This is a genomic window from Clostridium sp. YIM B02500, from assembly GCF_022324665.1.
Classification (GTDB): domain Bacteria; phylum Bacillota; class Clostridia; order Clostridiales; family Clostridiaceae; genus Clostridium; species Clostridium beijerinckii.
In genome coordinates this window covers 163,248-188,795 of record NZ_JAKGTE010000002.1, presented here as the reverse complement: position 1 = coordinate 188,795, position 25,548 = coordinate 163,248, and the positions used below count along the sequence as shown (strand labels likewise).

Here is a 25,548-nt window from a genome sequence, read left to right as displayed (position 1 = left end):
AATTCCCTCTTTCACTAATGCGTACTTTACTCAATTTCATTATCTTCTATATTTTTGCCACATTCTAAAAGGCCTCTAAAAATGAAATCTTCCATATTTTTAGATAATACTTTCATATATTCAGCATCGTGATACACAATTACAATTGGTATTTTAATTCTGCTCCATTGATTTCTAATAAAAATTCTTTATATATATTGGGAATGTTGTATTATTCTCTATTAATTATTGCAATATCAATTATTCTGCGGAGTGTTACTGATTTTCAGCACCACTCCGCAAGTTAAAATTTTGAAAGTTATACAACTTGCTCCAGTATGCTTGGATCTTTTATTTTACTATCTTCTGCTAAAATAGCAATTTTAGATATTATTTCCGCACTCTTTGGATCACTGTCTATAAATGGTAAGAATAATTTTCCTCTTTGTCCAGAATGTATAGGAATTATATTAATAGCACCACTTCCCATCTTATGAACTATACCGCTTCCTAAGTGAACAGTATATTCACCATAGACTCCTGAAATATGAGCATGAGTTCCTTTTAACTTAACATTGCTTAACTTCATAAGCTTTAAAATTTCCTCAACAATTGCTGTTCTTACTTCAATAGTTGACATGCTTGCTTCCGGATCTACTCCTCCAACATGAGCTACACTTACAACTAAATCTAAATCCCTCATTACCTCTGAAAAAATCAATTTTGATACTTCTTCTAAATTTAAAAGCTTGTAGGTTTTTCTATCTTCAAATCTTACAAATTCAATTGTAGGCGACTCTATATCTGCTGGTGAGAACCAATCTGCTAAGGCATATATAGTTGCTATTATATTTTCCTTGTAATATACCTTTTGTAAGCCTTCTTCATCGCTTGCCATCCAGCCCCTAGTCTTTAAAAGTGCCAAAGTCTTTTTAGGCTGTACTTGATGGCCTGCATATCTTCTCGATAAAGTCTGTTCCTTTAGCTCATCTTTATTTGGCAGGTAAAGTTCTCTAAATACTTGTTTAAAAGGCTGCACAATTTTCTTTTCAAATATATCCTTTTGATAATCTCTCCAAACTTTAGCTTCATATAAATGAAGTGGATGAGCAATTATAATATCATCATCTTCTTTTAACTTAAATACCTCATTTTTATAATTTATCAAACTATTTTCTTGTAAATATCCTATAAAAGCATTAGTTTTAAAAACAAGACTTTTTATTATTGGTGCTAATACTGGATTTTTACATAACTCAATAAGTTCTACACCTTTAAATATCTCCCCATTTTCCATGGCATCTTCAAAGCTTTTTCTTGCTCTTGCATATTGATCCTTTAGATCCTTCTTTAATTGATTTATTTCCAATATATACTCATTTTTCTTAAGCTTTGCTGGTATACTCTTTAATGCTTTTCCTGCCTTAATACAAACCACATCCGCTTGTCCAAATTCGTCAATTACAAGCTGAACTTCAACTTCCTCAATTGCTTTAGGCTCCAAATAAGCTAGTACACTTTGAATTTTTAAAGTTTCCATATTCCAAATCAATCTATTTATATCCGAAAAGCCAGCATTTCTAGCCAGGTTAAGCAATGCTATACTTCCACTTCTTCTTTCACTTGATTGTCTTTGTGCTCCAAACTTCTTACTTTCCTTAATAAATTCTTGAATATATTCATATCTATCTAGTACATCTTCTTTATTCTTAACTGGAATTAATCCATAAGTAAGCAAATAATCCTTATTTCTCTTATCCTTAACTCTATTTTTAACTTCTTCTAAATCAAGTTTTCCGAGTGTTGCATCTGCAAAAAGCTGAGATCTCTTATGTAGAGCACCGCCTGCAATATATTTTGCACTATCGTAAACCACCTTAAAGTTCTTTTCTCCAAGAGTTTCATATGCTTCTTTAAACCATTCCTGATCAAAGGCTCCATCCTTTAAATCTTCAACTGTTATAGGTGTATACCTTGCTACAATAGCAGTTTTTTCATCTGAAAAATAATCATTAACGTGAGCGTGGAAGTACCAACAGGCAGATTTTAGTCCTTCATAGCCCAAATATTCAGCTACTATATCTAACCATCCAGGTGAATACATAGCTGCTTCAATCAGCTGTTTACTGGTTACTTTTTTACCCTTTAAGAACTTCTTTAAATTTTCAGCTGTTTCACCTGCTTTTGGATAACAACATTTTAATAAATGACTTAAGATTTGTTTCTTAGTACAATCTCCACTCACAAAATTATAGCCTCTAATATAAGTATCTTTCTCTGATGCTAATATTATTGAAGCAAAAATGTTTACTCCATAGCATTTTTTTACTTTCGAAGCTAATAGGGTTACTTCTGTATCTAATTCTCCCCTATTTACTTCTATTTCACCTATAACTTCTACAGCCTTACTTGCAAGTTCTAATAACTTTTCATATTTTATAACTCTTTCTCTATGATATTTGTGTACACTAGTTAATAATTCAATATTTTGACTACTATTAGGTCTTCCCATAATTTCTTTTAAAGCTTCATTTTCATCTATAATATCAAGGTCTAAAGCCTTTCCAAAATCATATATTTCTAAGCTTCCGTTAACGTTATACTCACTAGCTTTATAATAATTATAGGCTATATTAAAATACTCCTTAAACTTATCATCAGTTTCTGAGTTATTTTTTAGAAGGTAAAGCCAATCATTAATTTCACTTGCTGCTGAAAAATACGCTTTTATTCTAGTACCACTATTATAGTAGCTTCCTTCTGAATATTTTTTAGTATGTCTATCTTTTGGAATCACTGTATATATATATTCTGTTATTGTTTTGCTTATATTAAAGATCTCATCTTTTTCTATTTCATCTGCTAACAAAATAAAGTAATCTTTTATCAACTGATAATATTTTATTTTCTCTAGACTTTTACTAAGCTTTTTAACTGTTCCATAATTAAAATTCATTTCTAAAAACTCATCATACCATTTGCTATTAGCAGAATACCTTCTAAAATGAACAGCTTTCATATAAAAATTTAACTCTAAAAGCTTCCAAGCATCTAAACCAATATTCCTTGCTGCTGTCCTAATTTCTTCTGCTAATGGGTAATTATTTAATTTCCTACTTTCTGTGCTAAAAGGCTGAAGATAATAAGAGCCGCCTAAGATAATCATCTCTTTATTTCCATCCCAGCGTGTTGTCTCATATTCTAAGTCTCTGTTTTTATCTATTAGCTCGCTGAAAGTATTAACTATCTTAATAATTTCCTCCTCTGTAGAACAGAACTTGCTTTGAATATCAAAATTATTATTTTTAATTTCTATAGGTTCATAATCTTTTGATGGATCATATAATCCAAAGCCGTTATTTAAATTTTTCCCTTCTTTTTGATCATTACCTATGTTTTCCGTAAGCAGTTTACCTTTCTGCAATACATCTTCCATAGCAGCTACGGCTTTTAAGCTCTCCTCAAAGATAGGTTTATGGTTTGTATCACCTTCAATAGCATTTACAATATCTATGGCAGCCAGCTTTTTATTTTCATCTTTGCTATTTATGAGATTGTTAATACTTTTCATTAATTCCTCATTAGATTGTTTTAATAGCAGCTTTATTGCATTTTTTCTCAAATCTCCAGATTTATATTTAAGTAAATCCTCTATATATACATAATCTTCCCTGTTCAATTCTAGAGCATTAATAGTCTTAAAAGCTGCTTCTCTAACAGATTGCCCCCTATCTCCACAAGCTTCTATTAGAGCATTCCTTTGCTTAAGATTTTCAGGCTCCTTTAAAAATTTTTTCACTAAAACTTCTCTAGCCTGAACACTCATCTTATCCTTATAATCAATCAATATATCAAGTATTTCATCATTATAGCTCATACCTACAGCTAAAAGCATATTATCCATTAGCTCTGTTTTTGTAAGTTCAAAGCTTATCCATGGAAATAAGGATTCCTTAAAGGTTATTTCCTTTTTAGGCATATTATCAAGTACTCTTTTCAATTTATTAAAAAGTCCTACTCCATAATAAGCTTCTCCTAGTTCAACATAAGGTTTAATTAAATTTTTATTATAAATCAAGCTATAAGCATTTATACCTGTAAATATATTTTTCAAAGCGGAACCTACAACTTCTAAATCTTCATCCTCTAACATTTCACAAGCAATTTTATGCTTATAGGTTTCAAATTGAATTTGACTTAAAAACTGCAGTGCTGCTAATTTCTTATATTTTACCTTTCCATGTAATAGCTCATTTAATACCTCTTTTGCATCTTCAAGTTCATTAAAGGCAACAGACCAAATACCTGTATATAAAAGTATATTATCATCTGAAGCTAAGCACTCCTCTTGATATTCTTTATCCTTTAACACCCTATATACAGCCTCAAAGCATTTTAATATGAGCTTTGGTTTTTCAGCTTCTAAATATAATCCTGTCCATACACTAAAACCTCTTACTACAGAAGAAAATCTAATTAAATTATTATCTATTATAAGTTTTAACATATATATAAAGGCTTTTTTAGAACCTTCATCTAAGTTTTCGACTATAACCTGCCTTAAACCCTCTTGAAGTTTTGCTGCAAGTAAAAGGTCTCCAAGGATTCTATGAGCTTCTTCATTTTCACTCATTAACAATCCTCTTATGATTTCCCTAGTCACTATTGAAGTATTATTATCACTATAAATTACTTCTTTTATTTTTTCTAAAACCTCATTATCATTCCTGTCAAGCTCAACAGCTATAATATCTGAAATAACACCTATACCATTATACTTTTCCTTATTATTTTCAAAATATTTTACTAAAGAAAAGTCTGAAGCCTTTAAATATATAAGCTCCTTTAGCTTTTCAATGTTTTTGTTTAAATATAGATGTGAAGATTTTTTAGTTCTGTAGGATCTTCTATAATAACCAATAGAATAAGGATATTTACTTGCATTATCCCAAATTATTTTACCAAGCTCTGCATAATCTTCCTGAAGCAATAATTCTAATTTTTTGTAATTTTCTCCCTTAAATACCTCTTCAATCGCCTTTATACTTTTATCCCATAAAAGCACTTTTAATCTATCAGCTTTTTTTTCAAGTTCTCTATATGGTGGATTAATATTTTCTGTAATTTCTTTAGCTAAAGCTATATTCTTATCTGAAGAGTTTTTTTCTATAATTGTTTTTAAATATCTAAAAACAATTTCTTCCTTTTCGTTATCAAAATACATTCAACTTCCTCCATTTTACTACCATAGTCTACCAGAAAGCATAGTGAATCTTATAAAGGTTAATGTATCATCACCCTTTAACTCTATCTCTTCATCTAACTTTCCTGCCTCCTTATCACCAACAAAGACCTTATAAATTCCGTCTTCATATGCTAAGTATGCAGACTCCAGTGCTTTGCCTAGATCCTGCTTGGAGTCATTATACATACTTCCAAAGGAAACTTTGCCAATTTCAGCTTTATCTTCAATCTCTCTATTTGTAAGATAATCTACAAGTCTTTCCTTTTTTATATTTTCATTAAACTCTCTAACATTACTCGTAACTGTATATTTAATTAATTCCCTTAAAGTTGAAGGTACGCACTCCAACACCACTTCCTCTTTTGTTATAAAATTTTTACGTGAACCTGCCTGCTTTATATTAAAATATAATCTCATGATTTTTACCTATCCATTTTCCAATTAGCTGTAAAACCAGTCTTAGCTTCTAACGTTCTGTCCACATCATAAAGTATCTCGCTAAAGAATCTTTTGGGAACCTTCATTGGTGCAATTGTATTCTCATCAGTTACTTCATCATAAACATAGCTTCCTCTTTCGACCGTACTTGCTTTGTAGAAAACAAGTTCATAAATAGTAGTTTCTTCATCTTCATAACCAACTCCAAGATACTCAAATTGAAGCTCTGCACCTATTCCTATTTTTTCATCTTCCTTATAAAACTGATAATAGCATCCTGCATCTTGTATTGAACCTCTATACCATCCCATTTTAGTAAGCTTACCTACAAGTGAAAGCCCATTAATCTTAGTTCCGGCAAAACGTTCTATATTCTTCATTTCTTTCTCTTCTTCAGTCACAGTATAAACCTTCCTTTGTAGTTGCGGGAAAGGCTGTACTATTTCATAATCTTCAAATTGCTGCTTCCAACCTTCTAAAGTTTCTGTTTCCAGTTCTAAAGGGTGTACAAGTCCTATAAAAGAATTGTCTATAAGATTATATTCTTCCTCATCAACTGTATTAAAACTACCATCTTCCATATATCTAAAGGTATCTTTTAGTTCTCCATCTTCATAAATACCCCATACCAAGCCAAGAGAAAAATTATGCATAATGGGATTTTCTACAAAAAGTTTTTCCCAATCTTTTTTCTTCCATAGTCTGTTTACTGCAAGAGCCATTTCTAGTCTTAAGCTTTGGGCCGAAACAATAGTTTTCATCTGTTTCTTTAAAGCTTTGAATTCATTTGCTGCCTCTTTAGCTTTTAGCTCATCATCAGATTTATTTGGTTTTGGCATAGTCTTAATTACTTTTCCAGTATTATCAGTAATCTTTAAAGAGAAATCTAATCCGAAACTTACAGTAAAACTTCTGCTTCCAAAATCAAATACTCTTTCTCCTCTTTTGTTAAAACCTAAATCTGGTATTATTTTATCGGCTAAATCATCTTCAGTTAAATTAAACATCTTTGCTGCTGACACAAAAGCTTCTCCTGCCGCTTTTTTAATCTGTTTATGCTTAAATTTTCTAGCTATACTATCTATTATTATCAAGGCATCATCACTGCCATTTAAAGCTAAAGCTTTTACCGCCTCACAAGCGATAGCTCCTCTTGAAGTTTTTGACCAAACATCTATTTGAGTTTTTAATGTATTTACTACATTGAAGCCTCCAATTGCTGAAACTAGAGCTAGTACCCATTTTTGTTTTGTATCTGCACCATTATTAATCCAAAGATTTAGAATTTCACTTCCAAGGGCGTCTAAATCAGCCTTATTGCACCTTTCTATTACCTTTTCTGCTGTAAAATTTCGTTCTACCATATTTTCAAGAGAGTATTTACTTATAATATAAGTTATTACATCCTTTGATAAAACATTTCCATCTTCATACTTTACGTCTGTGAATCCTTCTACAACCATCCATTCTGGTGCGGTATACGAAGTTTTCTTGAGCCTCTCACTGCAGTAACTACTTATACTATTAGCACTTTCAAGTATTTCGGTGTCTAAATAATCTGCATTTACAATGTTTAAAAGTAAAATCTTAACTTTTTCATTTTTTTCTTTCTCCGCAAATTTTTCGATTTCTGCTTTAAATTCTCTCATATCAAAATTCATTAAGATTTTAGCAGCAATTTCTCTAGTGGCTGTCTTTTTGCTTGCTAATATCCCTAAAACTTGCTTTTTGCATCCTTCATAAGAACTTAGAAGTCCTGCAATTTTATCTCTAATAAACTTTGAATTATCTGATAAACTTCTAACTAAAATCTCAGAATATTTTTCCTTATCAGCTTTAAATAAAGCCTCAAGTACAACTTCTTTTGACTCACCTTTTAAATTCTCTGCAATATTTATAATCTCAGTATTTTCTTCATTACATAACATTTTTAAATATTCCTTGGCTTTTGGATTTAAAACTGCATCAGCAACTAGAATCAAGTGCTTTTCATTTATACCTTCACTTAAAAGTTTTTTTGCAAAACTTATGTAACTTATATCATTATATCCAGTCACATATGATATAACTGAAGCTACTAAGGCATATTCTCCAATATTAACTGATATATATATAAATCTATGTATAATATCTCTAATTTCCTCTATAGAATACATTAATTGAAAACAAAGACCATGATATCGCCATATATAACCACTATGTCCATCAAATTTCTCAGTCCTATGAAAAAAGTCCTCTAATAAATCTTCATTTTTGCCTTCTAATACATACTCTAGTATTTTAGCTTTTTCTTTTCTCTCTAAAACTTCTAATGTTCTATCAGAACATATGAAAAGATTCAAAATTATTCCTATAGCATTTTTTAAGTTTTCAAGATCTACTTCTTCCTTAGAGTAGCTATAAATAAAATAAGCAAGTAAGAATACTTCTAAATCATGAAAATTATCTTGACCAAGCTTCTTTTTCTTTAGAGCTTCAAAAGTTTCTCTAAAAACTAAAGGTATTTCTTTTATCCTTTCTTCTATCTCTTCACGTATCTTCTTATTTTCTTCTCTAACATATATACTTATTAATCTATGTACATATAGCTTTTTATCAATATTAAATCTATTTGCAATATCATAACTTTGTGCTGTTTTATCATAAAAACAAATAAATTCTACTAATTCGTAAAATAACATTTTTCTATTAGTGCTTTTACTAATGATATTGCTGACAACTTCCTTTAACTCATCACTTTTATCGCAAGCATAAGAGAAAAAATCAACTAAAGCTGTTTGCTTATCCTTTAAATATTTATTTATATTATCTGCATCTTCAAAATTATGTTTTATAAATTCTTCTTCATTCTCTGGTAAACTACAGCCATTTTTAATTGCTAAGGCTGCTAATGACAATTTAGTAAACTCGTCTTCTGCTTCTAAAAAAGTTTTTGATAATATTTCCTTGTCTTCTGATACCATTTCTTCAACGATTGTAATTACTTCTATTACATTTCTGCGATAAAGACAATTTTTTATAAGCCATAATAGAAGCTTTTCTTTATGTTCCATAGGTTTTAAATAATTTACAGTTTTAGATACAGAATAAAATCTTCCATTTATTATTTGAAAGAAGCTCTCTCCTCCTATAGCAAAGAATACATTTATTATTCTTTTAAAAATTTCTTCTTTCTCTATAAAACCGTCCATTAGCTTCCAAAAATCTGCTCTTATGTTATAGTGACTTCTAAGAGCCTTTTCCATATTATATTTATGAAATTCTTCTAAATTTAAAGAATTTTCTCCACTTTCAATATAAACTTTAATCTTTATAATTTCTTCATCTTTTATAGTACAGTTACAAAGTTTAACCTTTAGTAAATTTAATAATTCATCCATTTATTTTTCCCCCATTTATATATTCTAAAATTTAAAATAAATCTTATTTCAGCGAGCTATATTCACAAGTTCAAGTTTAATCTGAGATATTTATATGAATAAAATTATACCATACCTTTCTATTTATCATAATAATTGTAGTTTAAACTAAAATATGTTAAATTGTTCTTTCTTAAATTCTCAATGGTTTTTCTATAAATTCCTATATAGTTTGTCTTGTTGAAAAATTATATATCTAAAGTGTGTTCCGTAAATTTTATAATATAAATGTGCATTGTGTTACTCACTCAAAGCTTCATCATCACCAAATATTTGATCATCAATGGTTGTATTATGTAACATTACTTTAATTACTTCCTTTTGATGCATGTAAACTTTACCATAACTGATAAAAATGGTATAATTTAAGACATAATAATTAATATACATTGTTAAAGAGTTAAGGGGGAGTTTTTTATGGCAAAAATTATGATTGCACCAAGTAAATACATTCAAGGTAATGGAGAATTGAAAAATATTGCAGAATACGTATCTGTACTTGGTGAAAAAGCATTATGCTTGATTAGTGAAAGTGGCTTAAAAAGGGTAAAAGATACTATAGATAAAAGTTTTGAGGCTAAAAATATAGGTGTAAAATATGATTTATTTAACGGAGAATGCTCTATAACTGAAGTAAATCGTATTATCAAAATTTGTGATGAAAATCAATTAACTGTTCTCATTGGTATTGGCGGTGGAAAAATTATTGATACTATTAAGGCTGTTGGATACTATGCAAATCTTCCTGTTGTGATTGTACCTACCATAGCTGCTACAGATGCTCCATGCAGTGCTTTGTCAGTTTTATACACTGATGATGGCGTCTTTGATAAATACTTATTCTTAAAGCAAAATCCTAATATAGTTTTGGTTGATACTGGTATTATTGCAAAAGCTCCAGTTCGTCTTTTAGTATCTGGTATGGGTGATGCCTTAGCGACATATTTTGAAGCAAGAGCTTGTGAAAAATCCAATGCTGGAACATGTGCTTTTGGTACTACTACTATTACAGCTCAAGCATTAGCTAGACTATGCTATGATACATTAATTACTGAAGGATATAAGGCAAAACTTGCTGTAGAAGAAGGAGTTTGTACAAAATCAGTAGAAAAAATAGTTGAAGCTAATACTCTTCTTAGTGGTCTTGGATTTGAAAGCGGTGGTATTGCAGCTGCTCATGCTATCCATAATGGTTTAACTGTATTGCCAGCTTGCCATCATATGTACCACGGTGAAAAAGTTGCATTTGGTACATTAGCTCAATTAGTACTTGAAAATGCTCCAATGGATGAAATTGAAGAAGTATTAGATTTCTGTACTAGAGTCGGTCTTCCTGTTACTTTAAAACAATTAGGTATCAATGAAATAAAGCCAGAAGAAATTATGGAAGTTGCAAAGGCTGCTACTTCAAAAGAAGATACTGCACATAATATGCCATTTGAAGTTACCCCTGAAGATGTCTACGCTGCTATTTTAACAGCTAACAGATTAGGACAAGAATATATGTAACAAATAAAAAAGAATCGCAGATGGATAATATTTCTTTTTTTGTTCTTTTTAGAATATAAAAACTATTCAATTATTTTTTAAAGTTGTCTGCAGAGTTTACTGGAATAAAAGTTCCTAAAGACTAAAAAAGGCTTAAAGTAAGTAAATATTTGCTCACTTTAAGTCTTCTTTATATTAGCATAAACACATTCTCCAGAAATTTTATATATTTAATGATAACTATATATTAAATTATTCTAAAAGTCTTAATTTCATATGGATTTATAGTAAAGATGAATTTTTTTAGTTCTGTAACCCTCTATATTGAAAATATTAATGTGTAATCTTTAATATTAATATCTTCACCAAGGGTATCTAAAACATCCATGCCCAATATGCAGTCTAATTAAATTATAAGAATCTATTAACAGATTTTATGTATTTCCAAAAATTTTGTATTAAAGTTTCCTTTTCTAAAAGTTTCATTATCCATTAATTTTTTGTGAAAAGGAATTGTTGTTTTAACTCCTTCAATAACAAATTCATTTAATGCTCTTTTCATTCTTAGAATTGCTTCATCTCTATCTCTTCCCCAAGCAATCACTTTTGATACCATTGAATCGTAGAATAGTGAAATAACGTATCCTGGATAAACTGCACTATCTATTCTTAAACCAATTCCCCCAGGTGATAAATAATTTTCAACCTTTCCTGGACAAGGAATAAAGTTTCTAGATGGATCTTCCGCATTTATTCTACATTCTAAAGCGCATCCATTTATCTTAACATCTTCTTGAGTAAAAGATAATTTTTCACCACTTGCTACTAATATTTGTTCTTTCATAAGATCAATGCCAGTTATCATTTCAGTGACACCATGCTCAACTTGTATTCTTGTATTCATTTCCATAAAATAAAAATTATTATCCTCATTTAAAAGAAATTCAACAGTTCCTACACTATTATACTTTACAGCTTTAGCTACTTTTACACCCGCTTCACCCATAGCATTTCTTAAATCTTCATTTAATGCTGGTGATGGTGATTCTTCTACAAGCTTTTGATGACGCCTTTGTATTGAACAATCTCTTTCACCTAAATGAACTACATTTCCATAATTATCTCCAATTATTTGAATTTCTACATGTCTAGTATACTCTAAATATTTCTCCAAATAAACCATAGGATTTCCGAAATAGTTTTGTGCTTCCTTTTGGGCAGTTTCAATGGAGCTTATTAATTCATCTTCAGAATTAACCACTCTCATTCCTTTACCTCCGCCTCCTGCCGATGCTTTAACTATAACTGGATATCCTATTTCTTTTGCAATTGCTATTGCTTCATTAATATTTTGTATTTCTCCATCTGTCCCAGGAACAGTAGGCACTCCGGCTCGCTTCATTGTATCTCTTGCATTAGATTTATCACCCATTAAACTTATAATTCCAGGACATGGACCTATAAATTTAATTCCAAATTCCTCACACATTTGAGCAAAATTTGTATTTTCTGAAAGGAAACCATAACCTGGATGAATAGCATCTACTTTAGCATGTATAGCGACACTCAATATATTTTGCACATTAAGATAACTATCCTTTACAAATGTTTTACCAATACAATAAGCTTCATCAGAAATTTTTACATGCAATGCATCTTTATCAGTTTCTGAATAAATAGCAACTGTTGAAATTCCAAGCTCTCTGCAAGCACGTATAATTCTAACAGCAATTTCTCCTCTATTAGCTATGAGAATTTTCTTAAACATATCTTTCTCCTTTTCAAATCACTTACTTACTTTTTATCTCAAATAGTGGTTGGCCGTATTCTACAAACTCTCCATCCTTAACTAATATATCAACTATAGTTCCTTGAACGCCCGCTTCAACTTCATTAAATAATTTCATTACTTCAATCAACCCAACAACAGTATCACATTCTACCTCATCATTAACTTTAACGAAGGCTTGTTCATTTTTTTCTTTGGAAGAATAGAAACTCCCTGCAAAAGCGGCTTTAATATATTCCTTCTCTGTAATTTCTGGCTCAACGTCCTCATTGATACTTTTCTCAATTTTAGACTGAGTAGCTTTAATTTCGCCTTTAGTAAACGTATTAGTACCAGCTAAACCTTCACATATCTTATTCTTATCTATTATTATCTTGCTATCTTCATGTTGAAATTCAAAGTGAGAAACCTCGAATTTATCAACAACTTGCATGATTTTTTCTATATCCTCTATATTAATCATAATTTCACTTCCTATTATAATATTGTAAGTCTTATTGCTTTTTTTAGTTCATCAATATATTTTTCTCTTTCAAAGTACAGCCTTTCAGCTTCCTTTAATGTAATCTGTTTAAATTTAATTTTACTATTAGGTTTTAGTTGAACTATTTTTTGAATATCTACAGAAACTACGTGAGCTATTTTAGGATATCCTCCTGTAGTTTGCCTATCTGCTAATAAAATAATAGGGTTACCGTCAGGTGGAATTTGAATAGTCCCAACAGAAACTTCTTCAGATATCATTTCCAATCTTTCTTTAAGTTCTATTTTTTCTCCACATAAACGATATCCCATTCTATCTGATTTATTGTCTACATTAAACTCTGAATTAAAAAGTTTATTTATACTTTCATCAGAAATATTATCAAATTGCCTGTCTTTAAAAACTCTAATAATTGTGCTATTGATATTTTCTACTGTTGAATCCCCAATATACCAACTGGGAGCTACAAACTCACCTTTTTGAGTTATCTCTTGCAGCTTTTCTATTATTTTAATAGCTGCTACACTTTTAGTACCAATATTTAATATATCTCCCTTTTTCAAAGTTCTTCCATTAAAGCCTCCAAATTGTGCTCTTAAATATGTACTTTTACTTTCCATAACTTCTGGAACGGCAAAGCCGCCTGCTATAGCTAAATAAGAACGACATCCAGCTATACACGCTCCAAAATTTAATACACAGTCTTCCTTTAAATAAACTGGTCTTCCCATTGGAATTTTCTTTCCATTAATAGTAGGTGAAATATTTCCACCTGTTATAGAAATTAAGGCTCCCTTTTCTAACTCTAATGAGGGACCAATCATTGTAATTTCCAAAACACCTTCATTTTCATCATTTCCAACTGCAATGTTTGAAATTCTCATAGCATAAACATCCATAGCACCGCTAACTATAACCCCATATTTTTGATATCCATGTCTTCCCAAATCTTGAATAGTTGACTGCAGTCCTGGATTTAAAACAGATATACTCACTATTCTTCCTCCTTTAACTGTACATATTCTTCATAAGAAATAGGATAAAACTTAACTATATCTCCTGCCTTTAAAAGGCTTTTAGAATTTCTCTTTAAATCAAATAATTTTAATGGTGTCTTTCCTATAAGCTGCCAGCCCCCAGGAGTTTCTATAGGATATACCCCTGTCTGCATTCCAGCAATACCAACTGAACCTGCTGGTATTGCTATTCTTGGAGATTCACGCCTTGGAGCCGCAATTTTTTCAGACATTCCACCTAAGTATGGAAATCCTGGAGCAAAACCAATCATATAAACTAGATATTTTCCTTCAGAATGAATTTTTATAACCTCATCTACAGTAATATTATTTATTTTTGCAACTTGCTCAATATCTTGTCCAAATTCACCGCCATAGCATACTGGAATTTCAACTATATGTTCTTCATCTCCTAAAGAAAAATCAAGTTTAGATATTATATTATCTAAAATAGCTTTTACCACTTCATAAGGGGCTTCACTGTCCATATCCAATGGATTATAAATAACAGAAACACTTGTAAAAGCGGGTACATACTCTACCATTCCATAAAAAGGTTTCTCGTCAAGATAAGTGCAAAATGTTCTTACTTTTTTATTTATATCCTCACTAATTTTTCTTCCAAACTCAACCAAAGCTGCTGTTTCACTTATTTGAGAAATTTTAGCTTTAAACTTGCTTTTTTCCATATCATTGTTTCACCCCTTTAGACCTTTTTCCTAATTTTATTTATTTTTCATTATCCCTATATAATATTTAAGCTAATTCTCTGTAAAGTCTTTGAACTCTTTTCCCTATACCGCAGACAAACTCATAATTAAAGCTTCCAGCCATATTAGCTAATTCCTCAACATAAATAATATTTTCTCCATCTTTCCCAACTAAAGTCACTTCATCTTCAATCTTCACATTATCTATATGTGTAACATCCACCATCATTTGATCCATGCAAATCCTTCCTATAATTGGTGCATATTTACCATGTATCAATACTCTTCCCTTTGAAGAAAGAGCTCTAGGATATCCATCAGCATATCCTACAGAAAGAGTTGCTATCTTTGTTTCATTTTTTGTAATATAGGTTTTCCCATAACTTACTCCATGACCTGCATCAACTATATTTACATTTATCACATGGGTTTTCCATTGAAGCGCTGGTTTTAATGTAATAGCATTTTTATTAACTTCTTCAGATGGATATAATCCATAAGTAATTATTCCAGACCTCACCATATCAAATCGATGATGATCAAATTCCATAATTCCAGCACTATTACACATATGCTTAATAGGAATATTTATATCTCTTTCTTCTAGTAAAGCTACAAATTTATCATATTTGCTTATTTGCAATTTACTATAACTTTTATCAGCTTCATCTGCTGTAGCAAAATGAGTAAACAAACCTTCAACTACTAAATTTGAAAAAGTTAAAATCTCCTGAACTTCTGCTATTCCATCTTCATTTGCATCAAAACCTATTCTAGTCATACCAGTATCTAGAGCAATATGAACTTTTGCTTCTTTTTTGCATATTGCTCCTGCCTTTGACATTTCCTTAGCCATTTCAGTATTATACACAGTTTGGGTAATATTATTTTTGACTACTTCTATATATTGACTAGGTGAGGTATATCCGAGAATTAATATAGGTAATTCTATTCCAGATTTACGTAACTCTAGAGCTTCCTCTAAAGTAGCTACACCATAATAATCCACTTCACTTTTAAGAAAATTACCTAGGGCAGCAGCGCCATGTCCATATCCATCAGCCTTAATTATTGCCATAATCTTCACATTTTTTTCTATTCGTTTTTTTGCTTCATTTATATTATGCAAAATAGCCTCTAAATCTATTTTTGCATAAGTTCTAAAATATTCTCCCATAAAAAGCCTTCTTTATTATATATTAATATATTTTGTGTAGTGGAATGATTTCTATATTTTCTTCTTCAAGGCTAAGCTTAATTTTTTTTACAAATTCCAATGCCTTAGCTCCATCTCCATGGACACATATAGAATCCACTTTAATTGGTATATCTTTACCAGTAATAGCTGTAACCTTATTTTCTTTTATCATCTTAATAACTCTTTTAATAGCAACTTCTTCATCTTCAATCATCGCTCCTTCTTTAGTCCTCGCAACTAAAGATCCATCTTCTTCATAAGCACGATCAGCAAAAGCCTCTCTTGCTACTTTTAATCCAATATTTTGTGCAGCATTTATCATTTCACTTCCAGATAATGCAAGTAAAATCAGTTCAGGATTCACTTCATATATACCTTCACAAATAGCTTCAGCAAGTTTTAAATCTTTTCCCGCCATATTATATAAAGCCCCATGTGGTTTTACATGCTGCATTTTAATTCCTTGGGCTCTACAAAAAGAATCTAAAGCACCAATTTGATATTGCACCATAGCTTTAGCTTCTTTTGGAGATACATTCATATTTCTTCTTCCAAAGCCCACTAAATCAGGAAAGCCAGGATGAGCACCAATGCTAACGCCAGCTGCCTTAGCTAGTTTTACTGTATAGTCCATTACAAGCGGATCTGCTGCATGGAATCCACAGGCTATGTTAGCAGAAGATATATATGAAATCACTTCTTCATCCAAACCAAGTTTATAGCTTCCAAAGCTTTCTCCTAAATCACAATTTAAATCTACTTTATACATAATTACCCCCGTTTGATCAGTTATGAGTTAAGCCTCTTAACTGAATTTAATGTCTATATTTTTAGTATCCGTTATAAGCATATGGCCAGGAGAATGTGTAATCACTATTTTAGGTTTAACATTCATAACCACAGATTGTGGTGTCACACCACAAGGCCAAAATACTGGAACTTCTCCTTCTTTTATTTTAACACTATCTCCAAAATCGGGCTTGCTAATGTCTGAAATTCCAATAACAGAAGGTTCTCCTATATGAATTGGTGTTCCATGAACCTTTGGCATTGCTCCAGTGACCATTACTGATTTAACAATTTGATCATAGGGAATAGGTCTCATGCTTACAACCATTTTTCCATTAAAGATCCCCGCTGGTTCACACTCTATATTGGTTATAAACATTGGCACGTTACAGTTTTCTTCTATATGCCTTACAGGTACTCCAGCCTCTAAAAGCTCTGATTCAAATGAAAAGCTACAACCTATTAAAAAGCTCACAAAATCGTCTCTCCATAAATGCTCAACACTAGTATATTCACCAGTTAATATTCCATCTTCATAAACTCTATATTTAGGTATATCCTTAGCTATATCTGCATCTTCTGCAATATATCTTAAACTCCTGCTTCCCACATCACTAACTTCTAATATAGGACAAGCTTTGGGATTTCTTTGACTAAATAATAAGAAATCATATGCTAACTCCTTTGGCAAGATAACCAAATTAGCTTGTGCATATCCTGCACACATTCCTGAAGTTGGTCCTGTAATTTTGCCTTCACGTATTAAATTTCGAACTTCACTTGGTTTCATCTTAGAATAATCCATAATTATCCCCTTCCTAATAATTATTCCTATATCACTACTTGCAAATCATTCCATGTGGGCAGCTGCTACACAACATTTTCATAAAAACCTAATTCAATAACTTTATCAAACCAAGTAGCACAGGTATCTTCTAATTTAATAGAATAAGATACACATTCTCTCATCAAATTAACTATTGAAAGATTCATTGATAATCCAAAACCATCTATAGCAGGTACTAGCCATCCATACATATCTATCATTCCACTTCTTGAGGCTACTACCATTGCTTCTTCTTGTAGCTCTTTTGTGTGTAATATTTCTAGATCTTTTTTTAAATATGCAATTGCAGCAATCAATCCATAACAGCCCCAGTCAGAAACTGTAGCAGTAATAAGATTATCTGCCTTTGTTGCTACTGCAATTCCACCATTACAGCCACAATTACATTTTCCTTCAGCCGCATATGGAATATACTCTTCTAAATGTTCACTAATAGTTCCCATACCAATTTCATTTCCAAGATCTCCTATTGCTATATTAAGAACACCCTTGCCCTGTAATTTAGTAAATAAAATATCTTGTTTCGCCTCTAATTCGGTTACATTTAATCCTACTGCATTATGATAAACACCAATTGAATTTGCCCCTGGACACTCAATGCTAATAACAGCGCTTGGTAATCCCTTAGCTATAATTTCATCAGCCTGCTTGGCAGCTACATTTTCATCCTTTGTAAATGGTATAGCTGCAATAGATATAGGATATTCTTTTAATTCCTCTATGCTATCATATAAGTGAACTCCTATTACTTGCGCTAAATTTTTTACAGCCTCCATATTATCTTCAGGACATATTATTACAGGTTTTACATTAAAAGCTTTAACTAAAGCTCTAGCTAATATCATAGAGCTAACAATTCCATCCATCTCAGCCTTTTTAAATGGAAGTAATACAAAACCAGTCATTATATAGACTAAGTCGCCATCTTTTAAGGTGTTCACCAATTTTTTTGCTGCATTTGTAGTTAAAGGCTCTTTTGTATACTCTCTTGCTGCAGAATATAAAATGCGGCATACACCATATCCCCTAGGGTCTAAATTCATTAAATTATCTAAATTCTCTCCCAAATTAAATATTGTCAATTCTTGTTGATTCATATTCTCCCTCCTATTCTGTTTTTGTTTCTTCTAAGAACTCATTTAACAATGCATCTTGTAATTTCTTTACAAGCTCTGGTGCTTTTCCACCTACAGGTATTCCATCAATTTCACTAGTTGCCATACAAAATTGACCTGAACTAGTAACTATAACTTCATCTGCCTCCATTAATTCCTTCAAGGTAAATGCTGTTTCATCTACAGGAATATTAAAGGATTTACACATTTTAATAAGGTGAGCTCTTGCTATACCTGGTAAAATTAAATTGTCTGTTGGAGCAGTTTTTAATATACCATCCTTAATAATTGATACATTGCTATGTGCACATTCAGTTACTCTATCCCCTCTATGGAATACAGCTTCCTGACATCCCGCCTCCTCAGTTTTTTGAGATGCAATTACACTTGGTAATAAATTTAAGGTTTTGATATTACAGTGTAAAAATCTAGTGTCTTCTAAAGTGATTAACTTTAATTTTTGTGACATATCCTTAATATTTAAAGGCTTTAACATAATCCATAGATTTGCAGGGACCTCATCTCCAGGAAAAGCATGATTTCTCATTCCAGTTCCTCTAGTAATTTGCCAATATACAAATTGTTCTCCTGAATCAACCTTTAATACCATCTCCTTAAGGATTTCTTTTACTTGCTCCTTTGAATAAGGAATTTTAATTCCTAATAAACCAGCGCTGTTGTAAAATCTTTCAATATGCTCCTCCAATGCAAAAATCTTGTGATTTCTGCTATAAGTAGCATCATAAACTCCATCTCCAAAATAGCAAACACGATCAAGCATTGGCACTGTCATTTCCTCTAATAATCCAAACTTTCCATTATAATAACCTAAATTCTCCATTGTATTTTCCTCCTAAAATTCTTAAAATAAAAAACCAGACATATTTTAGACCTTTGAATTTGACTTCTTCGTCTAAAGTATATCTGGTTTTTCTTTGAAACTAATACTATATTCATATAGTATATCCCGCAGAAATATTTTTCAATATTTTTTAAAATTCCAGTTAATTTTATTGTTATTTACTACTTAACCAAAATTTTTTCTTATATTTCAAAAAATTCAGTTATAAACCTCAAATTTTTAATATGCCTATTTACTCTTCTACCTCTGGTATTACACTAAATGTATTTTTTATATTTTTTAAAACAAAATGGGTTTTAGTTGCTGATACTCCTTCTATGCTTTTTATTGCACGATGAATTTTCTCAAGATGATCAGATGATTGACAAATTATTTTAAGCATAAAATCATAATCTCCGGTTAAATAATAACACGAAACAATATTATCATTGCCTTTAATTGCTGAAGTAAATTTATCATAGAACTTTGGATGTTCAAGACTAACTTCCATTAAGGCACACACATCATTATCTAATTTTTTTTGATCTACTATAATGGTATAATTTTGAATCACCTTATTTTTCTCCATTTTATGTATGCGTTCAAGGACTGCTGAAACTGACAAATGAATTTCATTACTTATAGAGGCTGCTTTAATTCTAGCATTTGATTTCAAACACTTTAATATTTTGTAATCCATTTTATCCATAAATATCTCCTTAGTTAAGAATTCATTCTTAACTTAATATATTCTTTAATATATCTAACACAATTTTCAATTCCTAATTTACTAGTATCAAGAGATAAATCATAATTTTTTACGTTTTCCCACTTGTTTCCCGTGTGGTAATAATAGTATCCTCTTCTATACTTATTCAATTTCCTAATTTGCTTAGCAGCCTCTTTTTCTGAAATACACAAACTTTCCATTTGATGTTTAATACAATACTCATTAGATGCATGAATAAAAATCTTAAATACATTGGGATTATCTTTTAAAATATAATCTGCACAACGCCCTATTACAACATAAGATTCTCTTTCTGCTAATTCCCGCAGTATCTTAGCTTGATAATTAAATAAATTATCATTTGAAGTAAAATCATTACTTTCTGGTGGAATCAATTCACCTTCATATACATTCTTTGACACCATATATAGTAAACTACTTTTAACATGCTCATCTGCATTTGCAAATAGTGATTCATTAATCCCACTATCATCTGATGCTAAACGTAATAATTCTCTATCATACATATTAATTTTAAGATCCTTTGAAAGCATTTTACCAATTGTTGTTCCACCACTTCCACAAGTTCTTGTGATTGCAATTACAAACCTGTCCATATTACCTCCCCCTTCATTTAATAGTGTAAATTACCTTTATTTTTTCATGACTTACTTTACACTATCATTTCATATGACCATCCTTTTATTCTCCTAAGTATGCTTTTCTAACAGAATCGTCATGTAATAAATCTTGTGCTAATCCTTCTAATACAACACTACCTGTTTCTAAAACATAACCTCTATCAGCTATTTGAAGTGCAGCATTTGCATTTTGCTCTACTAAAAGAATTGTTGTTCCAGCTTTACGGATGTTTTTTATTATTTCAAATATTTCTTCAACTACAATAGGAGCAAGACCCATTGATGGTTCATCAAGCAATAATAATTTAGGTTTTGCCATTAACGCTCTCCCTATTGCAAGCATTTGCTGCTCACCACCTGACATAGTTCCTGCAAGCTGCTTCCTTCTTTCCTTTACTCTTGGAAACAATGTAAATACCTCTTCCATTGATACTTTAATTTCAGATTTACTCTTTCTTAAATAAGCTCCTAATAAAAGATTTTCTTCTATTGTCTGATCACCAAATACTCTTCTTCCTTCTGGAACTTGGCTAAGACCATAAGATACTATCTTGTGTGCTCCAATATTGCTAATCATTTTCCCATCATAAGTGATTTCACCAGATTTAATTGGATTTAAACCGCTAATTGCTCTGAGTGTACTAGTTTTCCCAGCACCATTAGCTCCAATTAAAGTTACAATTTCTCCATTATTTACTTCTAAACTCAAATCGTGAATCGCATGAATTGCACCATAAGATATATTAATATTTTCTACTTTTAACATATTATTGTGCCGCCCCCTTTCCTAAATACGCTTCAATTACTTGTGGATTTTTTTGAATTTCTTTTGGAATTCCTTTAGCAATAATTTCGCCAAAAGAAAGTACATAAATGTATTCACATACATTCATTACAAGTTTCATATCATGTTCGATAAGTAAAATAGATATTTTAAACTCATTTTTTATCCAGCGAATAAGTTCAGTAAGTTCCACTGTTTCTTGAGGATTCATACCAGCGGCTGGCTCATCAAGAAGTAAAAGCTTAGGTTTAGCTGCTAATGCTCTAGCTATTTCTAGTCTTCTTTGTTTACCATAAGGGAGATTACTCGCAAGCTCATCTGCACTATCATCTAATTTAAAAATTTTTAATATTTCTAAAGCCTCTTGCTTCATTTTTTGTTCCTCATAAATGTGAGCTGGAGTCTTAATAATAGATGTAAACAAACTAGATTTTGCTTGAAAGTTAAAACTAATCATAACATTTTCAAGTACAGTTAATTCAGTGAAAAGTCTAATATTCTGAAATGTTCTAGCAATATGCTTTGATGTAATATCATAAGGTTTAGTTCCATCAATACGTTCACCATTTAATTGTATTTTTCCTTCTGTTGGTTTATATACACCAGTAAGCATATTAAAAAGAGTTGTTTTACCTGCACCATTTGGACCTATAAGACCAATTAATTGATGTTCCCCAATTTCCATATTTACATCAGAAACGGCAGTAAGACCACCAAATTTTATTGTTAATTTTTCTACTGAAAGTAAAGACATACTACTCACCAGCCTTTTCGCTTTGAACTATATTTTTTGTAGAGTTTTTCCCGAATTTTTTAAAAAATTTTATTATATTATCTACTGTAATTTCCCTTGTTCCAAGAATACCTTGTGGACGGAAAATCATCATGAGCACAAGCATAACAGCATATATTAAAATACGATATGTCTTAAATACCTCACTAAGTCCTCTTAAACATTCAGGTAAATAAATAAGAATTGAAGTTCCAATTACAGTTCCTGATAAACTTCCCATTCCACCAAGTACTACATAAGTTATTAACTCAATTGACTTTGAAAATGCAAAGCTTGCTGGATCAATAAAAGAATTAAAGTGTGCATATAAGCCACCAGCAAGACCAGCCATACTGCTACCTATAATAAATGCAATCATCTTGTATTTAGTAGAATTTATTCCCATAGCTTCTGCTGCTATTTCATCTTCTCTAATTGCCATAATTGCTCTACCTTTTGAAGAATGAATTAAATTTTTTAGTATTGCATAACAAATTGCTACACCTATTAATACTATTAAGAAAGAAGTGCTTCCTGGTATTCCTGAAATCCCTCTAGCACCACCAACATAATCTACATTTTGAATTACTACCTTTACTATTTCTCCAAACCCTAAGGTACAAATAGCTAAATAATCCCCTTTAAGTCTTAATATTGGATATCCAATTAACGCTGCTAAAATTCCAGCTAATATGATTCCTACAAGTAAGGCAATTGGAAAGGGCATATTAAAATTTTTAGTCATTATTGCAGATCCATATGCTCCTATTGACATAAAAGCAGCATGTCCCATAGTAAATTGACCAGTAAACCCTAATATAAGATTAAGACCTAAGGCTGCAATTAAAAAAATACCAATTTGTTTCATAATTCTAAGTATATAATCACCAATTATTCCTTGGTTTACAAGAAACATTAGAAACACATAAATTAAGGCAAGGACAACTGTTGTAATCATATATCTCGTATATGTGGTTTTAACCAAGCTTAAGCTTGGATTATCTTCATTTTTGCTTATCTTATTTGCCATTTTTATCACCTACACCTTCACATTGTTTTTCTTACCAAATAAACCTGTTGGTTTTACAATAAGAATTATAATTAAAATTGAAAAAGCAATTGCATCTGATAATCCTGAACTAATATATACCTTTGATAAAGTCTCAATAAGCCCCATTGCAAGTCCACCAAACATAGCCCCTGGTATAATTCCAATGCCCCCAAGAACAGCAGCTACGAAAGATTTAAGTCCTGGCATAACACCCATAGCAGGCTCAAGTCTAGGATATAGCATACCAACAAGTACACCAGCTGTGGCAGCTAGTGCTGAACCTAAAGCAAAAGTTAAAGAAATTACTCTATTAATATTTATTCCCATTAATGCTGCTGCATCTCTATCATAAGAAGTTGCTCTCATTGCTCTACCTGTTCTAGTTTTATTTACAAGGTATTGTAATGCAACACATAATATAATAGTAATAGCAAGTGCTATTATTTGAAGATTACTTATTGTTATTGCCCCAATTTTATAAGAAATTAAAGGAATTACTTGTGGAAAATTTCTAGTATTTGGACCTGCAACAAAATCAGCTTTTACAAAGTTTTGTAATATAAGTTCCATTCCCATTGTAGTTATTAACAATGTTACATTAGGTGAATTTCTAAGTGGTTTATAAGCAATTCTTTCAATTAACATACCTAAGACAGCACATGAAACCATAGAAAAAATTAAACATGGAATAAATCCAAGACCTAATACAGTTGCTGCAAAGTACCCTAAAAAAGCACCAACCATATAAATATCACAGTGAGCAAAATTAATTAATTTAATAATTCCATATACCATAGTGTAGCCAATAGCTATTAATGCATATACACTACCTAGGCATATACCATTTACAATTTGTTGTAATAAAGTACTCATGTACACCTCTCCTTTATAAAAGGCTATATCTCTAGGTCTACTTAAATTACAGCTTACCCCATTGATATAGCCGCTAAACAATAAAATTTAATTTTCTTTAGAATTATTTAACCTCAGTTTCAAATTCAAATTGTCCGTTTACAACTTTATTAATAACTACACTCTTAATTGGGTTATGTTTATCATCAAATTTATAATGTGTGGTTCCACAATCTGCATCTAACTTAGCCATTGCATCTTTAATAGCATTTTCATCTGTGCTGCCTGCTTTTTTAATTGCTTCTGCTAAAATGTATACTGAATCATAACTAAGTACTGAGAATGCACTAGGATCACCATTATATTCTTTTTTGTAATTTTCAACGAACTTTTTAATTGATGCATTATCTGATTTTAACGATAAGTGATCTGTAAAGTAAGATCCTTCAATGGCATCTCCTCCAACTTTTACAAGACCTGGATCACTCCATGAATCACTACCTAAGAATGGTGCCTTTATGCCAATTTCTCTTGCTTGTTTTGCAATTAATCCAACAGTTGAGTAGTTATCTGGAAGATAAATTACATCCACATTTAACTCTTTTATTTCAGTTAAAAATGCTTTAAAATCACTTTCTCCTGCATTGTAAGTTTTTTCATATGCTACAGTCCCCCCTGCCGCTTCAAAGTTTTTCTTAAATTCTTTTGAAATACCTACACAATAATCATTACCAATATCATAAAGCATTGCTACTTTTTTAGCTTTTAAATCTTCTGACGCGAATTTTGCACCAACTTGACCTTGTAATGGATCTATAAAACATGCTCTAAATACATAATCTCCACCTTCAGTAGTAACTTTCTCATTTGTTGACCCCGGAGTAATCATAACTACTTTTGAATCTTTTGCAACTGCTGCCATTGGAATTGAACATTTACTTGCATATGTTCCGACTACTGCCGAAACTTTATCTTGTGTAATTAACTTTGTAATAGCATTTGGCGCTGTTGCTGCTTGATTTTGATCATCTTCTGAAACAAGCTCTAACTTTTTACCAAGAACGCCACCAGCATCGTTTATTTCTTTTACTGCAAGTTTAGATCCGTTTTCCATTGCTGCACCTAAAGCCGGAACATCACCAGTTAATGGAAATACTCCTCCGATCTTAATTGTATCTCCACTAGCTGCACTTCCCCCATTTGAACTTACTTTAGCTGTCTCACTACACCCCATAACCATTGTTGCTGTCATTGCTAATACAGTTACTACCCCTAATATTCTTTTGAAAAATGTCTTTTTAATCATAAATATCTCCTCCAAATTTTCAATTTTTTATTTAACACTAGTCCTGTTTTATAC

20 protein-coding genes are annotated in these 25,548 nt (G+C 31.1%); 1 reads left to right on the top strand and 19 read right to left on the bottom strand.

The annotated features are described in order from the left end of the window. Positions 1-298: 298 nt before the first annotated feature. The 3 genes from L1S46_RS02010 to L1S46_RS02000 are packed head-to-tail and all read right to left on the bottom strand — an operon-like array spanning position 299 to position 9,042. A complete protein-coding gene (locus L1S46_RS02010; RefSeq protein ID WP_238899030.1) occupies positions 299-5,203 on the bottom strand; it encodes a DUF4132 domain-containing protein in 4,905 nt (1,634 codons plus the stop codon). 18 nt (positions 5,204-5,221) lie between these two features. Continuing rightward, positions 5,222-5,641: a hypothetical protein gene (locus L1S46_RS02005; protein ID WP_077853936.1), complete on the bottom strand. Its 420-nt coding sequence runs from the start codon at positions 5,639-5,641 to the stop codon at positions 5,222-5,224. A 5-nt stretch (positions 5,642-5,646) separates the two neighbouring features. Beyond that, positions 5,647-9,042: a DUF4132 domain-containing protein gene (locus tag L1S46_RS02000; protein ID WP_238899029.1), complete on the bottom strand. Its 3,396-nt coding sequence runs from the start codon at positions 9,040-9,042 to the stop codon at positions 5,647-5,649. Positions 9,043-9,498: 456 nt separating this feature from the next. Between L1S46_RS02000 and L1S46_RS01995 the strand changes: the two genes are divergently transcribed. Then, on the top strand, positions 9,499-10,590 hold the full coding sequence (locus L1S46_RS01995) for a glycerol dehydrogenase (RefSeq protein WP_238899027.1): 1,092 nt from the start codon (positions 9,499-9,501) through the stop codon (positions 10,588-10,590). Between the two features lie 403 nt (positions 10,591-10,993). On the opposite strand, the gene accC is transcribed toward L1S46_RS01995, so the two are convergent. The 16 genes from accC to L1S46_RS01915 form a co-directional block, all read right to left on the bottom strand. Then, the gene (accC, locus tag L1S46_RS01990) at positions 10,994-12,337 is read right to left on the bottom strand and encodes an acetyl-CoA carboxylase biotin carboxylase subunit (RefSeq protein ID WP_238899025.1); all 1,344 of its coding nucleotides are present in this window, start codon (positions 12,335-12,337) and stop codon (positions 10,994-10,996) included. Between the two features lie 22 nt (positions 12,338-12,359). Continuing rightward, positions 12,360-12,821, bottom strand: coding sequence for a biotin/lipoyl-containing protein (locus L1S46_RS01985; protein WP_238899023.1), 462 nt, complete (start codon positions 12,819-12,821; stop codon positions 12,360-12,362). Between the two features lie 14 nt (positions 12,822-12,835). Next, entirely contained in the window at positions 12,836-13,837 is a 1,002-nt protein-coding gene (locus tag L1S46_RS01980) for a biotin-dependent carboxyltransferase family protein (RefSeq protein ID WP_238899022.1), read from the bottom strand. Next, on the bottom strand, positions 13,837-14,547 hold the full coding sequence (pxpB, locus tag L1S46_RS01975; RefSeq protein WP_238899021.1) for a 5-oxoprolinase subunit PxpB: 711 nt from the start codon (positions 14,545-14,547) through the stop codon (positions 13,837-13,839). Before pxpB ends, L1S46_RS01980 begins: the two co-directional genes overlap by 1 nt. Positions 14,548-14,614: 67 nt before the next feature. Beyond that, positions 14,615-15,745: an alanine racemase gene (alr, locus tag L1S46_RS01970; RefSeq protein WP_077853930.1), complete on the bottom strand. Its 1,131-nt coding sequence runs from the start codon at positions 15,743-15,745 to the stop codon at positions 14,615-14,617. 22 nt (positions 15,746-15,767) lie between these two features. Then, a complete protein-coding gene (locus L1S46_RS01965; protein WP_238899020.1) occupies positions 15,768-16,535 on the bottom strand; it encodes a 5-oxoprolinase subunit PxpA in 768 nt (255 codons plus the stop codon). A gap of 36 nt (positions 16,536-16,571) precedes the next feature. Continuing rightward, positions 16,572-17,360 (bottom strand): putative hydro-lyase, encoded by a 789-nt coding sequence (locus tag L1S46_RS01960; RefSeq protein ID WP_238899018.1) that lies wholly within the window; start codon positions 17,358-17,360, stop codon positions 16,572-16,574. A 65-nt stretch (positions 17,361-17,425) separates the two neighbouring features. Then, positions 17,426-18,499 (bottom strand): DUF4392 domain-containing protein, encoded by a 1,074-nt coding sequence (locus L1S46_RS01955; protein WP_238899016.1) that lies wholly within the window; start codon positions 18,497-18,499, stop codon positions 17,426-17,428. Positions 18,500-18,509: 10 nt separating this feature from the next. Further along, the gene (locus tag L1S46_RS01950; protein ID WP_012058968.1) at positions 18,510-19,358 is read right to left on the bottom strand and encodes a D-amino acid aminotransferase; all 849 of its coding nucleotides are present in this window, start codon (positions 19,356-19,358) and stop codon (positions 18,510-18,512) included. 253 nt (positions 19,359-19,611) lie between these two features. Then, a complete protein-coding gene (locus tag L1S46_RS01945; protein WP_236897882.1) occupies positions 19,612-20,067 on the bottom strand; it encodes an Lrp/AsnC family transcriptional regulator in 456 nt (151 codons plus the stop codon). Between the two features lie 14 nt (positions 20,068-20,081). Next, positions 20,082-20,705, bottom strand: a complete 624-nt coding sequence (locus L1S46_RS01940; protein ID WP_238899014.1) for a cytidylate kinase-like family protein — start codon at positions 20,703-20,705, stop codon at positions 20,082-20,084. Between the two features lie 85 nt (positions 20,706-20,790). Beyond that, the gene (locus L1S46_RS01935) at positions 20,791-21,495 is read right to left on the bottom strand and encodes an ABC transporter ATP-binding protein (RefSeq protein WP_012058971.1); all 705 of its coding nucleotides are present in this window, start codon (positions 21,493-21,495) and stop codon (positions 20,791-20,793) included. A gap of 1 nt (position 21,496) precedes the next feature. Beyond that, positions 21,497-22,267 carry an ABC transporter ATP-binding protein gene (locus L1S46_RS01930; protein WP_012058972.1) on the bottom strand — a complete coding sequence of 257 codons (771 nt, stop codon included), beginning with the start codon at positions 22,265-22,267 and terminating at the stop codon, positions 21,497-21,499. Between the two features lies 1 nt (position 22,268). Next, positions 22,269-23,315, bottom strand: coding sequence for a branched-chain amino acid ABC transporter permease (locus L1S46_RS01925; RefSeq protein ID WP_238899012.1), 1,047 nt, complete (start codon positions 23,313-23,315; stop codon positions 22,269-22,271). Positions 23,316-23,324: 9 nt separating this feature from the next. Then, positions 23,325-24,209: a branched-chain amino acid ABC transporter permease gene (locus L1S46_RS01920; protein WP_017210653.1), complete on the bottom strand. Its 885-nt coding sequence runs from the start codon at positions 24,207-24,209 to the stop codon at positions 23,325-23,327. Between the two features lie 103 nt (positions 24,210-24,312). Continuing rightward, on the bottom strand, positions 24,313-25,494 hold the full coding sequence (locus L1S46_RS01915; RefSeq protein ID WP_238899010.1) for an ABC transporter substrate-binding protein: 1,182 nt from the start codon (positions 25,492-25,494) through the stop codon (positions 24,313-24,315). Between the last annotated feature and the right edge of the window lie 54 nt (positions 25,495-25,548).

Excerpts from the sequence above, each read along its gene's own strand:
- L1S46_RS02010 (WP_238899030.1), bottom strand. The coding sequence starts at position 5,203 with ATGTATTTTGATAACGAAAAGGAAGAAATTGTTTTTAGATATTTAAAA.
- L1S46_RS02005 (WP_077853936.1), bottom strand. The coding sequence starts at position 5,641 with ATGAGATTATATTTTAATATAAAGCAGGCAGGTTCACGTAAAAATTTT.
- L1S46_RS02000 (WP_238899029.1), bottom strand. The coding sequence starts at position 9,042 with ATGGATGAATTATTAAATTTACTAAAGGTTAAACTTTGTAACTGTACT.
- L1S46_RS01995 (WP_238899027.1), top strand. The coding sequence starts at position 9,499 with ATGGCAAAAATTATGATTGCACCAAGTAAATACATTCAAGGTAATGGA.
- accC (WP_238899025.1), bottom strand. The coding sequence starts at position 12,337 with ATGTTTAAGAAAATTCTCATAGCTAATAGAGGAGAAATTGCTGTTAGA.
- L1S46_RS01985 (WP_238899023.1), bottom strand. The coding sequence starts at position 12,821 with ATGATTAATATAGAGGATATAGAAAAAATCATGCAAGTTGTTGATAAA.
- pxpB (WP_238899021.1), bottom strand. The coding sequence starts at position 14,547 with ATGGAAAAAAGCAAGTTTAAAGCTAAAATTTCTCAAATAAGTGAAACA.
- alr (WP_077853930.1), bottom strand. The coding sequence starts at position 15,745 with ATGGGAGAATATTTTAGAACTTATGCAAAAATAGATTTAGAGGCTATT.
- L1S46_RS01965 (WP_238899020.1), bottom strand. The coding sequence starts at position 16,535 with ATGTATAAAGTAGATTTAAATTGTGATTTAGGAGAAAGCTTTGGAAGC.
- L1S46_RS01960 (WP_238899018.1), bottom strand. The coding sequence starts at position 17,360 with ATGGATTATTCTAAGATGAAACCAAGTGAAGTTCGAAATTTAATACGT.
- L1S46_RS01955 (WP_238899016.1), bottom strand. The coding sequence starts at position 18,499 with ATGAATCAACAAGAATTGACAATATTTAATTTGGGAGAGAATTTAGAT.
- L1S46_RS01950 (WP_012058968.1), bottom strand. The coding sequence starts at position 19,358 with ATGGAGAATTTAGGTTATTATAATGGAAAGTTTGGATTATTAGAGGAA.
- L1S46_RS01945 (WP_236897882.1), bottom strand. The coding sequence starts at position 20,067 with ATGGATAAAATGGATTACAAAATATTAAAGTGTTTGAAATCAAATGCT.
- L1S46_RS01940 (WP_238899014.1), bottom strand. The coding sequence starts at position 20,705 with ATGGACAGGTTTGTAATTGCAATCACAAGAACTTGTGGAAGTGGTGGA.
- L1S46_RS01935 (WP_012058971.1), bottom strand. The coding sequence starts at position 21,495 with ATGTTAAAAGTAGAAAATATTAATATATCTTATGGTGCAATTCATGCG.
- L1S46_RS01930 (WP_012058972.1), bottom strand. The coding sequence starts at position 22,267 with ATGTCTTTACTTTCAGTAGAAAAATTAACAATAAAATTTGGTGGTCTT.
- L1S46_RS01925 (WP_238899012.1), bottom strand. The coding sequence starts at position 23,315 with ATGGCAAATAAGATAAGCAAAAATGAAGATAATCCAAGCTTAAGCTTG.
- L1S46_RS01920 (WP_017210653.1), bottom strand. The coding sequence starts at position 24,209 with ATGAGTACTTTATTACAACAAATTGTAAATGGTATATGCCTAGGTAGT.
- L1S46_RS01915 (WP_238899010.1), bottom strand. The coding sequence starts at position 25,494 with ATGATTAAAAAGACATTTTTCAAAAGAATATTAGGGGTAGTAACTGTA.